Annotated in this window: 11 protein-coding genes; 2 read left to right on the top strand and 9 right to left on the bottom strand. The window is 75.3% G+C overall.

The annotated features are described in order from the left end of the window. Positions 1 to 17 precede the first annotated feature (17 nt). The 7 genes from OP18_RS18145 to OP18_RS18115 are packed head-to-tail and all read right to left on the bottom strand — an operon-like array spanning position 18 to position 15,003. Positions 18 to 1,412 carry a condensation domain-containing protein gene (locus OP18_RS18145; protein WP_052386904.1) on the bottom strand — a complete coding sequence of 465 codons (1,395 nt, stop codon included), beginning with the start codon at positions 1,410 to 1,412 and terminating at the stop codon, positions 18 to 20. Next, positions 1,405 to 1,665: a phosphopantetheine-binding protein gene (locus OP18_RS18140; protein WP_033360101.1), complete on the bottom strand. Its 261-nt coding sequence runs from the start codon at positions 1,663 to 1,665 to the stop codon at positions 1,405 to 1,407. The genes OP18_RS18145 and OP18_RS18140 overlap by 8 nt, the downstream gene beginning before the upstream one ends. Continuing rightward, a complete protein-coding gene (locus OP18_RS18135; RefSeq protein ID WP_033360100.1) occupies positions 1,662 to 1,859 on the bottom strand; it encodes an MbtH family protein in 198 nt (65 codons plus the stop codon). Before OP18_RS18135 ends, OP18_RS18140 begins: the two co-directional genes overlap by 4 nt. Continuing rightward, complete coding sequence (locus OP18_RS18130) at positions 1,856 to 4,798, bottom strand: non-ribosomal peptide synthetase (RefSeq protein ID WP_211273581.1); 2,943 nt, start codon at positions 4,796 to 4,798, stop codon at positions 1,856 to 1,858. The genes OP18_RS18135 and OP18_RS18130 overlap by 4 nt, the downstream gene beginning before the upstream one ends. Beyond that, entirely contained in the window at positions 4,795 to 6,303 is a 1,509-nt protein-coding gene (locus OP18_RS18125; protein WP_033360099.1) for a class I adenylate-forming enzyme family protein, read from the bottom strand. The genes OP18_RS18130 and OP18_RS18125 overlap by 4 nt, the downstream gene beginning before the upstream one ends. Next, positions 6,300 to 11,852 carry a non-ribosomal peptide synthetase/MFS transporter gene (locus tag OP18_RS18120; protein ID WP_033360098.1) on the bottom strand — a complete coding sequence of 1,851 codons (5,553 nt, stop codon included), beginning with the start codon at positions 11,850 to 11,852 and terminating at the stop codon, positions 6,300 to 6,302. The genes OP18_RS18125 and OP18_RS18120 overlap by 4 nt, the downstream gene beginning before the upstream one ends. 55 nt (positions 11,853 to 11,907) lie before the next feature. After that, complete coding sequence (locus OP18_RS18115) at positions 11,908 to 15,003, bottom strand: non-ribosomal peptide synthetase (RefSeq protein ID WP_211273580.1); 3,096 nt, start codon at positions 15,001 to 15,003, stop codon at positions 11,908 to 11,910. A 149-nt stretch (positions 15,004 to 15,152) separates the two neighbouring features. On the opposite strand from OP18_RS18115, the gene nadE reads away from it, so the two are divergent. Continuing rightward, entirely contained in the window at positions 15,153 to 15,998 is an 846-nt protein-coding gene (gene nadE, locus OP18_RS18110; protein ID WP_033360096.1) for an ammonia-dependent NAD(+) synthetase, read from the top strand. Positions 15,999 to 16,017: 19 nt separating this feature from the next. Here the strand turns inward: nadE and OP18_RS18105 are convergent, their stop codons facing one another. After that, on the bottom strand, positions 16,018 to 16,680 hold the full coding sequence (locus OP18_RS18105; RefSeq protein WP_033360177.1) for an MOSC domain-containing protein: 663 nt from the start codon (positions 16,678 to 16,680) through the stop codon (positions 16,018 to 16,020). Positions 16,681 to 16,781: 101 nt separating this feature from the next. On the opposite strand from OP18_RS18105, the gene OP18_RS18100 reads away from it, so the two are divergent. Next, complete coding sequence (locus OP18_RS18100) at positions 16,782 to 17,381, top strand: AAA family ATPase (RefSeq protein ID WP_033360176.1); 600 nt, start codon at positions 16,782 to 16,784, stop codon at positions 17,379 to 17,381. Here the strand turns inward: OP18_RS18100 and OP18_RS18095 are convergent. Further along, a complete protein-coding gene (locus tag OP18_RS18095; RefSeq protein ID WP_211273579.1) occupies positions 17,371 to 18,411 on the bottom strand; it encodes a Gfo/Idh/MocA family protein in 1,041 nt (346 codons plus the stop codon). The genes OP18_RS18100 and OP18_RS18095 overlap by 11 nt on opposite strands. Positions 18,412 to 18,466 lie beyond the last annotated feature (55 nt).

Here is an 18,466-nt window from a genome sequence, read left to right as displayed (position 1 = left end):
GGCGTACGCCTGCGGGGTCACAGCAGCCCGGTCAGCGCGGTCATCGGCACGTCTTCCCCGGCGGCGCGCACCAGCAGCTCCTCGATCGCCCGCAGCTGGCCTTCGATCGCGGCCGGCGGCAGGTACGCGGTGTCGGCGGTGAGCGTCACGACGAGGGCCGGCCCGTCCTGGGTGACGTGCAGGCAGTACCGGCAGGCGACGCGGTCCTGGGTGGCGGGGAAGTCGACGCGGGTGCCCCGCTGCAGGGCGCGCAGGTCGGCCGCGGTCCGGGTGGGGCGGCCCCCGCCGGCCTGCGCGACGAGCCGCATGTCGTTGAAGCACGTGTACGGGTGCACCTCGGTCCCGCGGGCCGCGGCGGCGCCGGCCAGCATCGCGTCCCAGCCCGCGGGGTCGTAGGCGGCGGCGCGGTAGCCGCGCAGCGCCGCCTGCCAGCCGGGGCGCAGCAGCGCGCCGAACGTGGGCCGCTCGACGTCCAGGACGAACAGGCCGTCCTGGGACAGGGTGCTGACGAGGTCGCGGTGGCCGGTGGTGAACCGGTTGTTGACGATCGGCATGACGGCGGTGGTCGCGTGCCCGCCGGCCGCCGCGGCGAGGGCGCCGGCGGCGGTGAGCAGCACCGTGGAGCCGGTGACGCCGTGCTGGGCGGCGAGCGCGTCCACGGCCCCGCTCAGCGCGCTCGACACGATCCGCCCGGTCCAGTACCGGGGTGCCTGCGGCGCCGCGACGGGGGTGGCGAACATGGTCGCGGGGATGCGGGCGAACTGCTCGGCCCAGTAGGCGAGGGCGGCCGCCCCGCGGCGGTGCCCCTCCGGGGAGTGCTGCTCGGCGGCGAGGTCCAGCGGCGTGGTCTCCGGCTCGCGCAGCCCGCGGGTGCCTCGCCGCACCAGCAGCCGCAGGTCGCGGGCGAGGACCTCGGCGCCGTGGCCGTCGGTGGCCAGGTGGCACAGCACGAGGACCAGGTGGCTGACCTCGCCGCCGGTGGTGACGAGCGCGGCGCGCAGCGGCCACTCGCCCCGGTAGTCGAAGGCGGTGCCGGCGAGGAGGTCCCGCACGCGGGCGGCCGCGGCGGCCGGGTCGCCACCACCGTCCACGATGGACACGTCGAGGACACCGCCGCCGGCGAGGACCTGACCGGCGCCGCCGGTGTCGCCCGACGGGTCGCCGAGGCGGGTGCGCAGCGCCTCGTGCCGGGCGACGAGGGCGGCGAGCGCGTCCAGCGCGGTGCCGATCGGCGCGGTGCGCGGGCCGAGGTCGACGACCCGGTCCAGGTTGAAGTAGTGGTCGTTCGGGACCGTGCGGCCGATCGCGTGCCAGATGGCCCGCTGCCCCCACGTCAGCGGGCCGGCGCCCGACCGCGCGCCGGTGAACGGCACCCGGGCCGTCGTCACCAGCTCGGTGAGCGGCTCAGTCATCACGGACCGCCCGCTCCTGCACGGTGCGCACCAGGTCGTCGAAGTCGTCGAGGTGGGTGCCGGGCGCGTCCAGGTCGAGCTGGACGCCGAGCTCGTCGTCGAGGGCGTCGATGAGCCGCAGCACGGCGAGGGAGCCGACGCCGAGCGCGGCGAGGGACCCGCCGGCGGCGAGGATCTCCTGCGTGCTCACCTCGCCGTCGGTCGCCGTGCTGACCATCCCCGCGACCCGGTCGCGCAGATCCACCCCGGTCATCGGGCGGCCAGCCGCTGGCGCAGGCTCAGCGGGCGGATGTCGGTCCACACCTCGTCGATGTGGGCGACGCACTCGTCCTTCGTGCCGGTGAAGCCGGTGCGCCGCCAGCCGGCGGGCGGCTCCTCGGCGGCGTTCCACAGCGAGTGCTGCTCCTCGTCGTTGACGACGACGGCGAACGTGTCCGGCGTGCTCATCGGGCCTCCCTCAGGTCGGCGATCGCGGCGACGACGCCGTCGATCGTTGGGGTGTCGAAGAAGACGTCGAGCGGCACGTCGACGCCGAGGCGTTTGCGGATGCGGACCGCGATCTGGGTGATGGTCAGGGAGTGCCCGCCGAGGTCGAACAGGTCCTCGTCGGGGCCGATGTCGTCGATGCGGAGCACCTCCTGCCAGATGGCGGTCACCGTGGCGGTGGTGTCGTCGCCGGTACGGGCGGCCGGCGGCTCGTCGGGGCGTCCGCCGTCGCCGGGTGCGGGCAGCGCCGCCCGGTCGAGCTTGCCGTTCGGGGTGAGCGGGAAGCGGTCCAGCACGACCACGGCCGCCGGCACCATGTACCCGGGCAGCGCCCGCGCCACGTGCTCGCGCAACGCCGCCGCGTCGACGGTGCCGCAGGCGGTGTCCGGCACGACGTAGGCGACGAGGCGGGCCCGCGGGCCGTGCGGGTCGGCGAGGGTCACCGCGGCCTGCGCCACCGACGGGTGGGTGCTCAGGCGGGCCTCGATCTCGCCGGGTTCGATCCGGTGGCCGCGCAGCTTCACCTGGTTGTCGACCCGGCCGAGGAACTCCAGGCCGCCGGGGCCGCGGCGGACCCGGTCGCCGGTGCCGTAGATGCGGGTGCCGGGGGCGCCGGACGGGTCGGGGCGGAACCGGTCGGCGGTGAGCCCGGACCGGCCGCGGTACCCGTGCGCGACGCCGACCCCGCCGATCCACAGCTCCCCCGCGATGCCGTCCGAGACGGGCCGCAGGGCGTCGTCCAGCACGTGCAGGGTGGTGTTGGCGACCGGCCCGCCGATGGTGACGGGCGCACCGGCCTCGATGTCGGCGAGGGCCGACCAGACGGTCGTCTCGGTGGGGCCGTACGCGTTGACGAGCCGCTTGACCAGGGGGCGCAGCGCGGCGGCGAGGTCGGCCGGCAGCGCCTCGCCACCGGTGACCGCGACCAGGTCGCCGCCGGGGAGGCCGGCCTCCAGCAGCAGCCGCCAGCCGGACGGGGTGGCCTGCACGTGGGTGACCGCGTGCCGGTCGACGAGGCGCAGCTGCGCGGCGGCGTCGCGGTGTCCGTCCGGCGGCACGAGGACGACGCGGGCGCCGACGGTCAGCGGCAGCAGCAGCTCGACGGTGGAGATGTCGAACGACAGCGAGGTGAGCCCGAGCCACGTGTCGCCGGCCGTGGCGCCGAGGTGGTCGCGCATCGAGTCCAGTAGGTTGGTCAGCGCGCCGTGCGGGACGGCGACGCCCTTCGGCCGCCCGGTCGAGCCGGACGTGTAGATGACGTACGCGACGTCATCGGGGGACGGTGCCTCGTCCGGCGCGGCGTCGCCGGTGCCGCCGGTGCCGTCCAGCGCGACGTCGCCGGCGGCGAGCACGGTGGCCGCGCCCGCGTCGTCGCGGATGAACGCGATGCGCTCCGCCGGGTAGGACGGATCCAGGGGCAGGTAGGCGGCGCCGGTCTCCAGCACGCCGAGCACCGCGACGAGCAGCTCGGCGGTGCGCGGCAGCGCGATCCCGACCAGCGAGCCGGGCCCGATCCCCTGCCGCCGCAACCGGCCGGCGAGGCCGGTGGCGGCCGCGGCGAGCCGGCCGTAGCTGACCCGCCGGTCGCCGCAGATGACCGCCGCCGCGTCCGGGGCGGCCGCGGCCCGGGCGAGGAACCGGTCCACGACGGTGTCCTGCGGCGCGGACCCGACGGTCCCGGCCGGCGCCGGTGCCGGCAGCGGCAGGTCGCCGAGCGCGGTGTCCGGGGCGGCCATGGCGGCGCCGAGCAGCGCCCGGTACTCCGCGGCGACCTGCCCGGCGTCGAACGCGCCGGCGGCGAGCTGCAGGCTGCCCTCCACGACCGTGGAGCCCTCGACGAGTTGCAGGTTCGCGGTGCCGCGCACGGCGCCGCAGAACACGAGCCAGTCGACCGTGCTGCCGGCGCCGGCGAACGCGGGCGGGTCGGTACGCCGCCGGTAGCTGACGGTCAGCGGGGCGAGCGCCGCCCGCGGGGTGAGGCGCACGGCGTGGCTGAGCGGGACGCCGCGGTGGGCGTACACGTCGCGCAGGTGGGCGCGCAGGGACCGGGCGAACGCCGAGAACGGCTGCGCGGGGTCCGGTGCGGTGGTGACGGGCAGCTCGTTGACGTGCAGCCCGATGCGCGGCGGTGCGTCGCGGCCGGCGGTGGACAGCTCCAGGGCGGTGGTGACGGTGTCGTTGCCGTACCGGCGCAGCAGCGCGTGCCAGGCGGCGAGGAGGAACTCGAAGTGGGTGACGCCGGCCGCGGTGGCCGCCTCGGCGAGGGCGCCGGTGCCGACGGTGAACGGCACCGCGACGCCGGCCGTCCCGGGCGGGGTGTGCCGCAGGCCGGGCAGCTGCGGCGCGGCCGGCTCCTGCCACCGCGCGGCCCAGAACGCCGCGGCGCCCGCGACGTCCACGGCCGGCACCGCCGCCGCGGAGTCCACTGTGGACAGATCGGTGCCGTTGTACGCGGCGGCGAGGTCGGCGACGAGGACCTGCTTGGAGGTGCCGTCGAAGACCAGGTGGTGCACGACGGCCACCAGCAGGTGCTCGTCCGGTCCGGTGCGCAGCAGGGTGAACCGGGCGAGGGGGCCGCGCCGCAGGTCGAACGGCGCGGCGACGAGGGCCGCGACGTCCGCCGGCTCCCCCGCGCGCACCACGAGGTCCACCGGGGCGGCGGCCGGCACGAGGACGGGCAGCTCGGTGTCGTCGACGGCGCCGGCGAGGACCGGGTGCCGGGCCACGACCGCGGCGCAGGCGGCGCGCAGCCGATCGGTGTCGAGCCCGCCGGTGAACCGGACCGTCACCGCGAGGTGATAGGCGGCCCCGGCCGGCAGGGCCTGCTCGGTGATCCAGACGCCGTGCTGGGCGGGGGTGAGCGGGGTCGCCGCGGTGGTCCGGATGGCCTGGGTCGTCACTGGGTCGCCCTGTCGTCGTCGAGGAGCTGGCGCAGCTCACGTTTGAGGATCTTGCCGTTGTCGTTGCGGGGCAGCCGGTCCAGGAACAGGACCCGGCCCGGGACCTCGTGCCCGGCGAGCCGGTCGAGCAGGAACGTGCGCAGCTGCGGGGCGGTGAGGGTGCCGTCGGCGACGACGGCGGCGGCGACCGCGGTGCCGAGGACCGGGTGCGGCACGCCGAACGCGGCGGCCTCCCGCACCAGCGGGTGCTCGTGCAGGGCGTGCTCGATCTGCAGCGTCGACACCTTGTGCGCGCCGGACTTGACCACGTCGGAGTCCCGGTCGACGAGGTACAGGTAGCCCTCGTCGTCGAGCCGGCCGACGTCGCCCATGCGGACCCACCGGCCGCGGAACACCTCGGCGGAGGCGTCGCCGTCGCGGTAGTAGGACCGGGCCGCGACCGGCGAGCGCAGCCACACGTCGCCGACCTCGCCGGCGGGCAGCGGCCGCCCGTCCGGCCCGGCGATCATCAGGTCGGCCGCGACCGTCGGGCGGCCCAGCGCGCCGGGTCGTTCGGGGTCGAACACCATCGACGTCTGCGCCGGGGCGGCCTCGGTGGAGGTGTAGTAGTTGACGATCGTCGCGGCCGGGAACGCGGCGGCGAGCTGCAACGCGACCGCCGGCGGCAGCGCGGCCGCGGTCGAGCCGACCAGCCGCACCGCGGACAGGTCGTGCGTGGTGTGCACCTTGGCGTGCAGCATCTCGATCGCCATGGCCGGGACGAGGAAGATGGTGCCGGCGGCGTACCGCTCGGCGAGCTTGGCGAACCGGCCGGGGGTGAACGTGCCGGCGGTGAGCGCGGCGGCGCGGGCGTTGAGCGCGTTGACGAGCATCGTCTGCCCGGCGTTGCTGCCGACCGGGAACGCGTGCAGGAAGTGCGTGGAGTGCGCCAGCGGCCGGCGGCGCGGGTCGAGGGTGCAGCCGTGCGCGAGGTTGGCATGGGTGGCGCCGACGCCCTTCGGCACCCCGGTCGTGCCGGACGTGTACAGGATCTGCGCGAGGTCCCGCGGCGACGGCGGCTGCGGCGGGACACTGCCGCCGGCCTCGGCCTCGATCTCCGCGAGGGTCGCCGACCACGCCAGGTCGGTGTCCGGACGGCCGGCAGATCGCAGCACCGCGGTGGCGCCGCTGTGGGTGAGCACGTGGCGGACCTCGGCGGGGGCGAGCCGGTCCGACATCGGCACCGCGACGAGCCCGGCGCGCAGCACGCCGGTGCACGCGACCGCGTAGTCGTGCCAGCTCGCGGTGCCGTAGTGCAGCGCGACCCGGTCGCCGGGGCGCAGGCCGCGGGCGTGCAGCCCAGCCGCGACCGCGCCGGCCCGGGCGTGCCACCGGCCGAAGGTGACCTGCTCGTCGCCGGCGACGAGCGCGACCCGGTCCGGTTCGGTGTCCGCCCGGTGGGCGAGCAGCTCGGGCAGAGTCGCCGGGGCCGCCGGGGCGCGCACCGGTCTGGCGGTGGTGGTCATCGGACCGGCTCCAGCGGCCGGGCGTCCTCCGTGGCCGGCACCCGCCGGCGCAGCTCCTGGATGCCGACGAGGTCGTCGGGCAGGGCGTCGGGCACGTCGCGGTCGAAGCGGCGCAGCACCGGGATCCGCAGACCGACGGCGACCATGGCCGCCATGGCGAGGCCGAACACGACGTACATGAGGGCGATCCCGCGGCCGGGTCCGGTGCCGATGACGGCGCCGACGGACCCGGCGAGCGCGCCGCCGGGGGCCAGCAGCGGCTCGAAGAGCTTCGTGCCGAGCGGCGCGACGATGCCGTGCCCGATCGGCAGCGTCGACCAGGCGACCATGGTGTTCAGGGCGAAGACCCGGCCGTGGTAGCGCTGCGGCACCTTCACCTGCACGATCGTGGTGTAGACGCCGTTGACCAGCGACAGCGCCGCGGACAGGCCGAAGGCGCAGGCACCGACGATCCACACGCTCGGCTGGGTGCCGCCGAGGACGGCGGCGGCGGCGAGCAGCGCGGCGAGGCCGAGCATGCCGCGCAGCCGCTGCCGGCGGGGGCCGCCCCAGAAGCCCATCGCGATGCCGCCGACGATCACACCGGCGCCGCCGCACATGGCGACCCGGGCGGCCGCGTCGAGGTCGGTGAACGACAGCACGAGCGGGGTCATGAGCAGGAACAGCGGGGACAGGAAGACGTTGAGGCCGGCGAACCACAGCAGCATCGCGCGGAACCCGCGGTGGTGCCACGAGTAAGCGAAGCCGTGCCGGATCTCGGCGAGCAGCGTCTCCCGGCGCCGCCACGGCAGGGTCCGCGGGAACTTCACGACGGCCAGGACGGTGACCGCGACGGTGTAGCTGAGCACGTCGAGGATCAGGATGCCCTTGAGCCCGATGCCGGCCATGAGCCCGACGGCGATGAGCGGCACCACGAAGGCGCTGACGCCGCCGGCGAGCTGGACGATGCCGTTGGCGTGGCCGAGGTACTGCTTCGGCACGAGCTGCGGCACCGCGGAGGCGTACGCGAGCCGCTGGAACGTCAGCGCGATCGACAGCGCGCCGAGCAGCGGGTAGATGTGCCACGGCACGAGCACCCCGCTGACCAGCAGGGCCAGCAGCGCGGCCTGGGTGGCGCCGGCGGCGATGTCACCGGCGAGCATCACCTTGCGCCGGTCGAACCGGTCGACGATGGCGCCGGCGAGCGGCCCGGCGAGGATGCCGGGGAGCATGCCGATGACGGCGTACAGGGCGTACCGGGCGACGGACCCGGTCTCCAGGTAGATCCAGATCGGCAGGGCGAACTCGGTGAGCGCCGAGCCGGTGATGGACACCAGCTGGCTGAGCGCCACGATGAGGAACCGGCCCATGCCGGGCTGCGGCACGGGTCTCGCCTCGGCCGGGTCGGCGGGTGCGGGCGCCGCGGCGCCGGTGCCGTGCAGCCACCACGACGTCTCCCCCGCCGTGGACGGCAGCACGTCGCGCGGCTCGGGGCCGCCGGCGGTGAGGGTCGGGTGGGTGCGGCTGACGATCTCCGCGAGCTCCTTCGCCCGGTACTTGAGGAAGAAGTGCCCCGCCTCGTCCAGCAGCACCAGGGCGACCCGGTCGGCGACCAGCAGCCACTCCTTGTATCGCTCCTGGTAGAAGTCCGCGGCGGGGTCGCGGGTGCCCATGACGGAGACGATCGGGGCGCGCAGCCGCTCTGGTTTCCCGCCGTTGCCGCCGTCGAGGGTGGCGGTGAAGTACTCCTCGGCGGCGACCGAGTCGCGGCGCATGTTGCCGATGATGAACTGCTTCTGGGTCTCGTCGAGGTCGGCGACGTCGGCACCCATCGAGGTCAGCCAGTTCTCGTAGACGCGGTTGCCCAGCAGCGGCTCCAGGGCCGCGAACCGGCTCAGCGCGCTGAGCACCCGGCTGCGCGGGCGGGCGAACGGGAACTGGGCGCCGATGTAGACCGCTTCGAGGTCCCGGCCGGCGTGCTCGAGGCGGCGGGCGACGGCGACGATGAGCGCGCTGCCGACGCCGCAGTGCCCGTACAGGGCGACGGGTCCGCTGACCCGCTCCTGGATCTCGGCGGCGACGCGGTCGGCGAGCTCCTCGAACGGCAGCCGCTGCTCGGTGAGCCCGACGTCGTGGCCGGGGATCGCCACGGACCACAGGGCGTGCCCGGCCGGCAGCGCGTCCGCCAGGGGCTGGTAGACCACGGCGCTGCCACCGCCGTACGGCACGCAGACCAGCGACAGCTGCGGTGTCCTGCCCGGCGTCCCCGCGTCCTTGGACAGCCGGTGCAGCAGCCGCCGCGGCCCGCGGTCCTCCTCGGCCATGGTGGCGAACGCGGCCAGCTCGCGGATCGTCTTGAGGGTGAACACGTCCATGACACTGACCGGCTGGCCGACGCCGTCGAGCTGCTTGCGGGCCCGGGCGACGACCTGGGTGGCCAGCAGCGAGTGCCCGCCGAGGTCGAAGAAGTCGTCGTCGACGCCGACGGACGGCAGCCCCAGCACGTCGCACCAGATCGCGGCGAACACCAGCTCGGCCGGCGTGGTGGGGGGTGCGCTGTCGGCGCCGCCGGCGGTGGCGACCGGTGCGGGCAGGGCACGGCGGTCGAGCTTGCCGCTGGGGCCGAGCGGCAGCCGGTCGAGGCCGACGTACGCGCTGGGCACCATGTAGTCCGGCAGCGCCTTCTTGAGCGCGGTCTTCAGCGCGGCGGCGTCGGGCTCGGCGGCGCCGACCAGGTAGGCGACGAGGCGCTTGTCGCCGGGCCGGTCTTCGCGGACGGTGACGGCGGCCTCGGTGACGCCCGGCTGGGCGCGCAGCGCGGCCTCGATCTCGCCGAGCTCGATGCGCAGGCCGCGCAGCTTCACCTGGTGGTCGATGCGGCCGAGGAACTCGATGGTGCCGTCGGTGCGCCACCGGGTGAGGTCGCCGGTGCGGTACAGCCGGCCGCCGGGCGGCCCGAACGGGTCCGGGACGAACCGGGTGGCGGTGAGGCCGGGCCGGTCGTGGTAGCCCAGGGCCAGGCCGACGCCGCCGATGTGCAGCTCGCCGGGGACGCCCGGGGGCACCGGCCGGCCGGCGGGGTCCAGCACGTACAGGCGGATGTTCTGGATCGGCGCGCCGATCGGCACGGTGCCGGCGTCGCCCTCGCACCGGAAGGCGGACACGTCGACGGCGGCCTCGGTCGGGCCGTACAGGTTCCACAACGCGGTGGCGGGCAGGGCGGCGGCGAACGCGCGGACGGCGTCGGCCGGCAGCTCCTCGCCGCTGCACACGACGCGGCGCAGGCTGGTGCAGGCGGCGATGCCGTCCTCGGCGAGGAACATGGCGAGCATCGACGGCACGAAGTGGGTGGTGGTGACGCCCTCGCGGACGATCAGGTCGCGCAGGTACGCGGCGTCCTTGTGCCCGCCGGGCTTGGCCAGTACCAGCCGGGCACCGGTGATGAGCGGCCAGAAGAACTCCCACACGGACACGTCGAAGCTCGCCGGGGTCTTCTGCAGCACGACGTCGGTGCCGTCGAGCCGGTACGTGCGCTGCATCCAGTCGAGGCGGTTGACGATGCCGCGGTGCGTGTTGGGCACGCCCTTCGGCTTCCCCGTCGAGCCCGACGTGTAGATCATGTACGCGACGTCGCCGGCCTGCGGCGCGTCCGGCACCGGCGGCAGCTTCCGGGCGAACCCTTGCTGGAACTCTGACGGGTCGTCGAGGAAGATGACGGTGGCGGTGGTGTCCGGCACCGGCAGCCTCGACTGGGTCAGCAGCACCGGCGCGGCCGCGTCGGCGAGCATGAACGCGAGCCGGTCCGCGGGGTAGTCCGGGTCGAGCGGCACGTACGCGGCGCCGGCCTTCAGCACGCCGAGCAGGCCGACAACGAGATCGGTGGAGCGTTCGGCGCTGACCGCGACGAGCCCGCCGGGGCCGGCGCCCTCGGCGCGCAGCCGGCGCGCGACCCGGTCGGCGGCGGCCTCCAGCTCGCGGTAGGTGAGGCGGCGGTCCTGGAACTGCACGGCCACCGCGTCGGGGGTCCGGGCGGCCTGCGCGGCGATGAGCCCCGGCAGGGTCGCCCCGTCCGGGAAGTCGGCGGCGGTGTCGTTCCAGGCGTGCAGCACCAGCTCGCGTTCGGCGGGCTCCAGCAGGTCCACGGTGGACACCGGGACGTCGGGCCGGGCGACGACGGCGCGCAGCAGCTGGTCGAGGTGGCGGCCGATGCGGGCGACGGTGGCCTCGTCGAACAGGTCGACGTTGTAGTTGAAGGCGCCGCGCAGCCCGGTCGGGTCCTCCATCACGAACAGCTCGAGGTCGAAGCGGGTGCCGGTGGCCCGCAGCCCGAACGGGCTGACGTCCAGCGGGCCGCCGGCGTCCGCGGTGGCCGCGGTCGCGTAGTTCTGCACGGCGAGGACGGCCTGGAAGACCGGTGAGCGGCTCACGTCCCGGGGCACGTTGAGCTCCGAGACCAGCTGCGCGAACGGCAGCTCCTGGTGCGCGTACGCGGACAGGCACGTCTCGCGGGTGCGCTCGACCAGCTCGGCGAAGGTCGGGTCGCCGTCGAGGCGGGCCCGGATCGCCAGCACGTTGACGAACATGCCGATGAGCCGCTCCAGCTCCGGCTCGGGGCGCCCGGCGATCGGCGAGCCGACGGCGAAGTCCCGCTGCCCGCTGTGCCGGGCCAGCACGACCTGGAACGCGGCCATCAGCACCATGTAGACGGTGGCGCCGTGGGTGCGGGCCAGGGCGGTGAGCCCGTCGAGCAGCGCGCGGTCGATGTCGAAGCCGTAGCCGGCGCCGTCGAACGTCTGCTGCTTGGGCCGGGGCCGGTCGGTGGGCAGGGCGAGGGGTTCGACGCCGGCCAGCTCGGTGCGCCAGTAGTCGACCTCGCGGGCCAGCGCCGCCCCGGTGAGCCGCTCGCGCTGCCAGGCGGCGAAGTCGCCGTACTGCACGGGCAGCGGCGGCACCGGTGACGGCACCCCGGCGGCGTGCGCGTCGTAGCCGGCGAGGACCTCGCCGACGAGGACCTCGCTGGACCAGCCGTCGCTGATGCTGTGGTGGGTGACGAGCAGCAGCACGTGGTCGTCGGTCACCGGCCTGTCCGCCGGTCCGGTGATGCGCACCAGCAGCGCGTGCAGCAGCGGGCCGTGCACGAGGTCGAAGAGGCGCCCGACGGCCTCGTCGACGATGCGGGCGGCGGCCTGCTCGTCGGCGGCGTCCACGACGGTCAGCGTGACCTGCGCGTCCGGGCTGCCGGCCGCGGCGATCTCCAGGACGGGCTTGCCGTCGTCGGTGACCGGGTACCGGGTGCGCAGCGACTCGTGCCGGGTGACGACGTCGTCGAGGGATCGGGCGAGGGCCGCCTCGTCGAGCGGTCCGCGCAGCCGGCGGGCGACGGGGATGTGGTAGGCGGCGGTGCCGGGAGCGAACTGCTCCATGAACCAGAGTCGTTCCTGGGCGAACGACAGCGGCGGGGTGGTGCCCGCCGGCCGGACCGGGATGCTCGCCTCGGCGGCGGCCGGTCGTCTGCGGAGTCTCGCGCTGAGCAGTGCCCGCTTCGTGGCGGACAGGTCCTCGACGGTCATGCGTTCGCCTCCGCTGCGCTCCGGCGCCTGCCTGACTGACTGCGCTGCGGATCGGTCATAACTGGTCCCCCGTGAGCATGTGCTGTGCCGTCTCCTCGCTCATCGCCTCGATCTCGGCGATGAGCAGTGCTTCGACGGCCGCGGCGAACCCGGCGACCGTGCGGTGGGTGAACAGGGTGCGGATCGGCACCGCCAGATCGACGGCGGCGCGGATCCGGGCCACCATGCGGGTGGCGAGCAGCGAGTGGCCGCCGAGGTCGAAGAAGTCGTCGAGCGCGCCGACCTTCTCCACGCCGAGCACCTCGGCCCACACCCCGGCGACGAGGTCCTCGGCGTCGGTGCGCGGCGCGAGGTAGCCGGTCGCCGAGCGGACCTCCGGGTCGGGCAGGGCGGCCCGGTCGAGCTTGCCGTTGACGGTGAGCGGCAGCGCGTCGAGCGTGACGATCGCGTTGGGCACCAGGTGCGCCGGCAGCGTCGCGGCAAGCGCTTGCCGGAGCCCGGCGGGGTCGACGGCGGCCGTGTCGCGGCCCGCTTCCGGGGCGGCCGGGACGACGTAGCCGATGAGCGCGTCGGCGCGGGCGACGACGGCGGCCTGCCCGACGCCGGGCAGGGCGAGCAGCGCGGCGGTGACCTCGCCGGGCTCGATCCGGTACCCGCGGACCTTGACCTGCTCGTCGAGGCGGCCGAGGAACTCCAGCTGCCCGTCGGGCCGCCACCGGACGCGGTCGCCGGTGCGGTACCGGCGGGCGCCGGGCGGGCCGTCGGGGTCGGGTTCGAACGCCTCGGCGGTGCGGCCGGGGCGGCCGAGGTAGCCGTGGGCCACGCCGGCGCCGCCGATGCGCAGCTCACCGGGGACGCCGGGCGGCACCGGGCGGCCGTGCCGGTCGGTGACGGCGACCGTGGTGTCCCACAGTGGACGCCCGATCGGCGGCCGGTCGCCGGGGTCGCCGTCCGGGTCCGCGCCGGTGAGGTCGGCGACGGTGGCGATGATGGTGGTCTCGGTCGGGCCGTAGGAGTTCACCAGCCGGACCCGGTCGCCGAACGCGGCCCGCCACGCGGCGACGGCGGCCGCCTCGACCTGGTCGGCGCCGAGGATGACCAGGCGCAGCCCGGCGGGCCAGGGCACGCCGCCGAGGTCGTCGACGAGCCGGTGCCAGTACGGCGTCGGCAGGTCCAGCACGGTGACGGCCGCGCCGGCCGGGGTGGTGAGGAACTGCGGCAGGTCGGCGTCGGCGAACACGACGGTGCCGCCGGCGGTCAGCGCCGGCCACAGCTCCTCGGCGTGGGTGTCGAAGCTCAGCGCCGCGAACTGCGCGACCGTGTCGGCGGCGGTGATGCCGTAGCCGTCGCGCATCCAGGCGGCCCGCGCGGCGAGCGCGCGGTGCGGCACGAGGACACCCTTCGGCGTGCCCGTCGAGCCGGAGGTGTAGATGACGTACGCGGTGTCCTCGGGATCCGGGCGCACCGGCTGCCCGGTGCCGGTCGCGGTGACCGGCAGGGTCCGCACACCGTCGAAGGGGTGCCGGTCGTCGGTGACGACGACGGCGGCGCCGCTGTCGGCGACCATGAACGCCAGCCGGGCCGCCGGGTACGCCGGGTCGAGCGGCAGGTAGGCGGCGCCGGCCCGCCACGCGGCGAGCATGGCGACGACGGCGTGCGGCCCGCGGGGCAGGCACACCCCGACGATCCGCGGCGCGCCGTCCGGCAGCGCCGCCAGCAGCGCCCCCGCCAGCCGGCCCGACGCCTGCCAGAGCTCGTCGTAGGTCGTCGTGTCCAGGGCCGCCGTGTCGGGGTGGGTGGCCACCCTCGCCGCCAGCTCGTCCAGGACGGTGCCGGTGGGCGGGGCGGTGGTCGTACGGGCGGCGCGGACGACGAAGGCACGGTCGGCCTCGGTGAGCACGGGCAGGTCGCGCAGGCGGGTGTCCGGGGCGGCGATCGCGGCGCGCAGCAGCAGCTCGAAGCGCTCGGCGAGGGCGGCGATCGTCCCGGGGCGGAACAGGTCGCGGCGGTAGCCGAAGACGGTGAGCAGGTCCTCGCCGGAGCGCCACACGTCGAGCATGACGTCGACCTTGGTCTGGCTGTGCCCGCCGTCGATCTCCACCGCGGTCAGCGGGCCGAACGGCCGTGGCACGCCGTGCCGGTCGCCGTCCTGGCTGTGCACGGTGAGCAGGGTCTGGAACAGCGGGTTGCGCGACAGGTCCCGCGCCACGTGCAGCTCGTCGAGGAGCCGCTCGAACGGCAGGTCCTGGTGGGAGAACGCGCCGAGGGCGGTGCGGCGGGTGGCCCGCAGCAGCTCCCGGAACGTGATGTCGGCGCCGAGGTCGCCGCGCAGGACGAGGGTGTTGGAGAAGTAGCCGACGAGCGGCTCGAGGTCGGGGTCGTTGCGCCCGGCGACGGGCACGCCGACGCTGATGTCGTCCTGGCCGGTGTGCCGCTGCAGCAGCACCTGGTACACGGCGAGCAGCACCATGAACGGGCTGACCCGCTGCTCGCGGGCGAACGCGTCGAGGGCGGCGACGCCGGCGACGCGGCGGGTGTGGAACGCGCCGTCGGACGTCCTGGCCGCGGACCGGCGCAGGTCGGGCTGCAGCTCGAGCGGGGCGGCGCCGGTCAGCTGCTCCCGCCAGAACGTGGTGTCCTGCTCGGCGCCGGCGTCGCGCTGGGCCCGGGCGAACGCCGCGTACGTGGTCGGCAGCGGCGGCGCGTCGAAGGTGCCGGCGTAGCGGCCGGCCAGCTCGTCGCGCAGCACGTTGAGCGACCATCCGTCGGCGACGATGTGGTGCACGACGAGGCTCAGCACGTGCTCGCCGGGCCGGTCGGTCACGCGCAGCAGGGTGGCCCGCAGCAGCGGCCCCTCGGCCAGGTCGAACGGGGCGTTGCTGCGCTCGGCGAGCAGCGCGTCGAGCTCGGCGGCGGTGCAGGCGACCTCCCGCAGCACCGGGGCGGGCCCGGCGGTCGCGTGCGGGCGGCCGTCGACGGCGGGGAACCTGGTGCGCAGCGTCTCGTGCCGCTCGACCACGCCGTGCAGCGCGGCGTGCAGCGCGGCCGCGTCCAGGTCACCCGTCAGCCGCAGGACCAGCGGGATGTTGTAGGAGGCGTCACCGGGATCGAGCTGGTCCAGGAACCAGAGCCGTTCCTGACCGAAAGACAAAGCTCCCGACACGAGTCCCCCTCTCGTCGGCGTGACCATCGGTAAGGTACGAGTCGATACGCCAACTGTCAACATTCCTTACGATTAAGCCGCCTGTCTATGCCGCGGACCGTCCGGCGCATCCGGATCTTGTTCAGTACAGTGCGGGCATGGCGAACCAACGGCAGCGCATCCTGGCCGAGCTCGGCGTCAGGCCCACGATCGACCCGGCGGCGGAGATCCGCGGACGGGTGGGCTTCCTCAAGGACTACCTGCGCGCCACCCCGGCGCAGGGGTACGTGCTGGGCATCAGCGGCGGCCAGGACAGCACCCTCGCCGGCCGGCTGTGCCAGCTCGCCGTCGAGGAGCTGCGCGCCGACGGGCAGGCGGTCACGTTCGTCGCGGTGCGGCTGCCGTACGGCACGCAGGCCGACGAGCAGGACGCGCAGACCGCGCTGCGGTTCATCCGGCCGGACCGGACGGTCACCGTGGACGTCCGGCCCGGCGCGGACGCCGTCGCCGCCGAGACCGCGCTCGGGCTGGCGGACCTGCTCGGCGGCGCGCCCCGGCTGCGCGACTTCGTCCGCGGCAACATCAAGGCCCGCGAGCGCATGGTGATCCAGTACGCGATCGCCGGCCAGCTCAACCTGCTCGTCGTCGGCACCGACCACGCCGCCGAGGCGGTCACCGGCTTCTTCACCAAGCATGGCGACGGCGGCGTCGACCTGACCCCGCTGACCGGCCTGACCAAGCGTCAGGGCGCGGCCCTGCTGCGGGAGCTCGGCGCCCCCGACAGCGTGTGGCAGAAGGTGCCGACCGCCGACCTCGAGGACGACCGCCCGGCCCTGCCCGACGAGGTGGCGCTGGGCCTGACGTACGCGCAGATCGACGACTATCTCGAGGGTGCCGACGTCGCGCCGGAGGTGGCGGCGAAGCTGGAGTCGGTGTACCACGCGACCCGCCACAAGCGCGCCCTGCCGGTGACGCCGCTGGACGGCTGGTGGGCGCAGCCGTAGTCCACCTCGTGCTCGCGCGTCACCGCCGGCGCGGCAGCCGATCGCTGAGGGTCTCGCGCAGGTCGGCGGGGAGCCCGTCGCGCTCCAGCAGGCCCGGCAGCAGCTCCGGCTCGGTCAGGTACGCCCGGTACGCCAGCGCGATCGTCACCCCGTGCGCGGGCCGGTCCTCCACCGTCACCGGGTCACCGGCCCACACCGTGCCCGGCGCCAGCACCCGCAGGTACGCGCCGGGACGCATCGACCGGGTGAAGGTCTTCATCCAGCGGGGCTCGCCCATCTTGCGCTGGAACGTGACGCACGGGACGCGCCCGAACGTCGGCTGGAGCACCAGCTGCGGGCCGATGCGCCACCGCTCGCCGATGACCGCGCCGTTGACGTCGACGCCCTCCGTCGTCAGGTTCTCCCCGAACGTGCCGTTGGCGAGCCGGCGGGTCAGCCGGGCCTGCCACCAGTCGTAGTCCTCCCGCGCGTACGCGTACACCGCCTGGTCGTCGCCGCCGTGGTGCTCGACGTCGAAGATCTGGTCGCCGACCAGGCCGCTGTGCAGCCCGGTCGTCTTCGGCCCCGGCGCGCGCACCGCGACGAGGTGGTCCACCGGCCGCTTGGTGATGCCCGTGACGCCGACGCTCTTGGCCGGGTTGGGCTCCGGCACCGCGAGGTTGACCGACAGGATCCTGCTCACGCCGGCCACGGTAACCGCCCGACCACCGTGCGTCGCCCGATTTCCCGCCGCCAGCGCGGCCGCGCTGGCGCGCCGTGGCGGCGGCACCGATCATCGTCGGCATGGACACCGCACCCGCGCCACCGGGCTGGACCGTCACGCTCGTCTGCGGCGCGTCCGGCGTCGGCAAGTCCCGGGTCGCGGCGGCGCTCGCCCGCCGGTACGGCGTGCCGCTCGCCGAGGTCGACGATCTCGTGACCGCGGTGAAGGCGCTGACCACACCGGAGCAGGCGCCGACGCTGCACCGGTGGGACACGGACGCCTCGGCACGGGACTGGACTGCGGCGCGGGTCGTCGAGCACACGATCGAGGTGGCGCACCTGCTGCGGCCCGGGATCGAGGCCGTCGTCGCCGATCACGTCGCGGCGGCGGCGCCGGTCGTCATGGAGGGCGACTACCTGCTGCCGGACGTCGTCGCCGGGTTCGACGGCGACGTGCGGGCCGTGCTGGTCTCGGAGCCGGACGAGGCGCAGATCGTCGCGAACCTCCTGGCCCGCGAGCCGGCCGCGGCCGCGCAGCGCGCGCGGGCCGCGGTCAGCGCCCGGTTCGACGCCGAGCTGCGGGCCCGGGCGGCGTGCGCCGGCGTGCCGGTGGTGCCGGCGCGGCCGTGGCCGGGCAACGTCGAGCGCGCCGACGCGGCACTGCGACAGGTCACCCGTTGAGGGCGGCCTCGTCCGGGTAGACCAGGCCGATCTGGCGCCGGATCTCGTCCATGGTCCGCATGATCGACAGGGTCTCGTCCAGCGGCAGCAGCGGCGAGTCGGTGGCGCCGGCGCTCAGCAGCTCCGCGAAGTGCGCCGCCTGGTAGACGAGGCCCTCATGGCCGGTCACGGCGGCCGGCGCGCTCTGCCGCGTCTCGCCGGTCACGGCGGTGAACCGGACCGCCTGCGGCTGGTAGAACGGGCCGGCGATCTCGAGCCGGGCGGCGGTGCCGGAGATGCTGGCGGTGGTCGGGGACGCCGCCGTCTGGGTGGTGGAGATGATGCCGTGCGCGCTGCCGGTGCGCAGCACCGCGGAGACCTGCGCGTCGACGCCGGTCGTCGTCATGGTGCCGGTCGCCTGGATCTGCTCGGGTGCGCCGAGGACGAACGACGTGAACGAGATCGGGTAGATGCCGAGGTCCAGCAGCGCGCCACCGGCGAGGGCGGGGTTGAGCAGCCGGTGCGTCGGCGGGATGTCGAAGTGCTGGCCGTGGTCGCTGATCACGGTCTGCACCGCGCCGAGCCCGCCGTCGGCCAGGACCTGCCGGATGACGTCGTAGTGCGGCAGGAAGCGGCTCCACATGGCCTCCATGAGCAGCAGGCCCGCGCCGCGCGCCAGGTCGATGAGCTGTGCGGCCTGGGTGGCGTTCTGGGTGAAGGCCTTCTCCACCAGCACCGGCCGGCCGGCCCGCAGCGCCAGCAGCGCCTGCGCGAAGTGGTGGCTGTGCGGTGACGCGACGTAGACCGCGTCGATGCCGGGGTCGTCGACCAGCGCCTCGTAGGAACCGTAGGCGCGCTCGACGCCGTGCCGCGCGGCGAACGCCTCCGCGCGCTGCGCCGAGCTGGAGCCGACCGCGACGATCCGCGACTTCGAGTACCGGTGCACCGCGGTGGCGAACTGCTCCGCGATCCATCCGGGCGCGATGACGCCCCACTTGATCGGCGGTGCGTCCGCGGGGTCGGCGGTGCGGGCTACGGGCAGTGCGTCCACGATCGTCCCTCTGTCGTTCGGTTCCTCACGACGAAGCTACACGGCGCCGCCGGTG

Source organism: Dactylosporangium aurantiacum, assembly GCF_000716715.1.
Lineage (GTDB): Bacteria > Actinomycetota > Actinomycetes > Mycobacteriales > Micromonosporaceae > Dactylosporangium > Dactylosporangium aurantiacum.
This window is presented reverse-complemented; position numbering and strand designations above follow the sequence as displayed.

Excerpts from the sequence above, each read along its gene's own strand:
- OP18_RS18145 (WP_052386904.1), bottom strand. The coding sequence starts at position 1,412 with ATGACTGAGCCGCTCACCGAGCTGGTGACGACGGCCCGGGTGCCGTTC.
- OP18_RS18140 (WP_033360101.1), bottom strand. The coding sequence starts at position 1,665 with ATGACCGGGGTGGATCTGCGCGACCGGGTCGCGGGGATGGTCAGCACG.
- OP18_RS18135 (WP_033360100.1), bottom strand. The coding sequence starts at position 1,859 with ATGAGCACGCCGGACACGTTCGCCGTCGTCGTCAACGACGAGGAGCAG.
- OP18_RS18125 (WP_033360099.1), bottom strand. The coding sequence starts at position 6,303 with ATGACCACCACCGCCAGACCGGTGCGCGCCCCGGCGGCCCCGGCGACT.
- OP18_RS18120 (WP_033360098.1), bottom strand. The coding sequence starts at position 11,852 with ATGACCGTCGAGGACCTGTCCGCCACGAAGCGGGCACTGCTCAGCGCG.
- nadE (WP_033360096.1), top strand. The coding sequence starts at position 15,153 with ATGGCGAACCAACGGCAGCGCATCCTGGCCGAGCTCGGCGTCAGGCCC.
- OP18_RS18100 (WP_033360176.1), top strand. The coding sequence starts at position 16,782 with ATGGACACCGCACCCGCGCCACCGGGCTGGACCGTCACGCTCGTCTGC.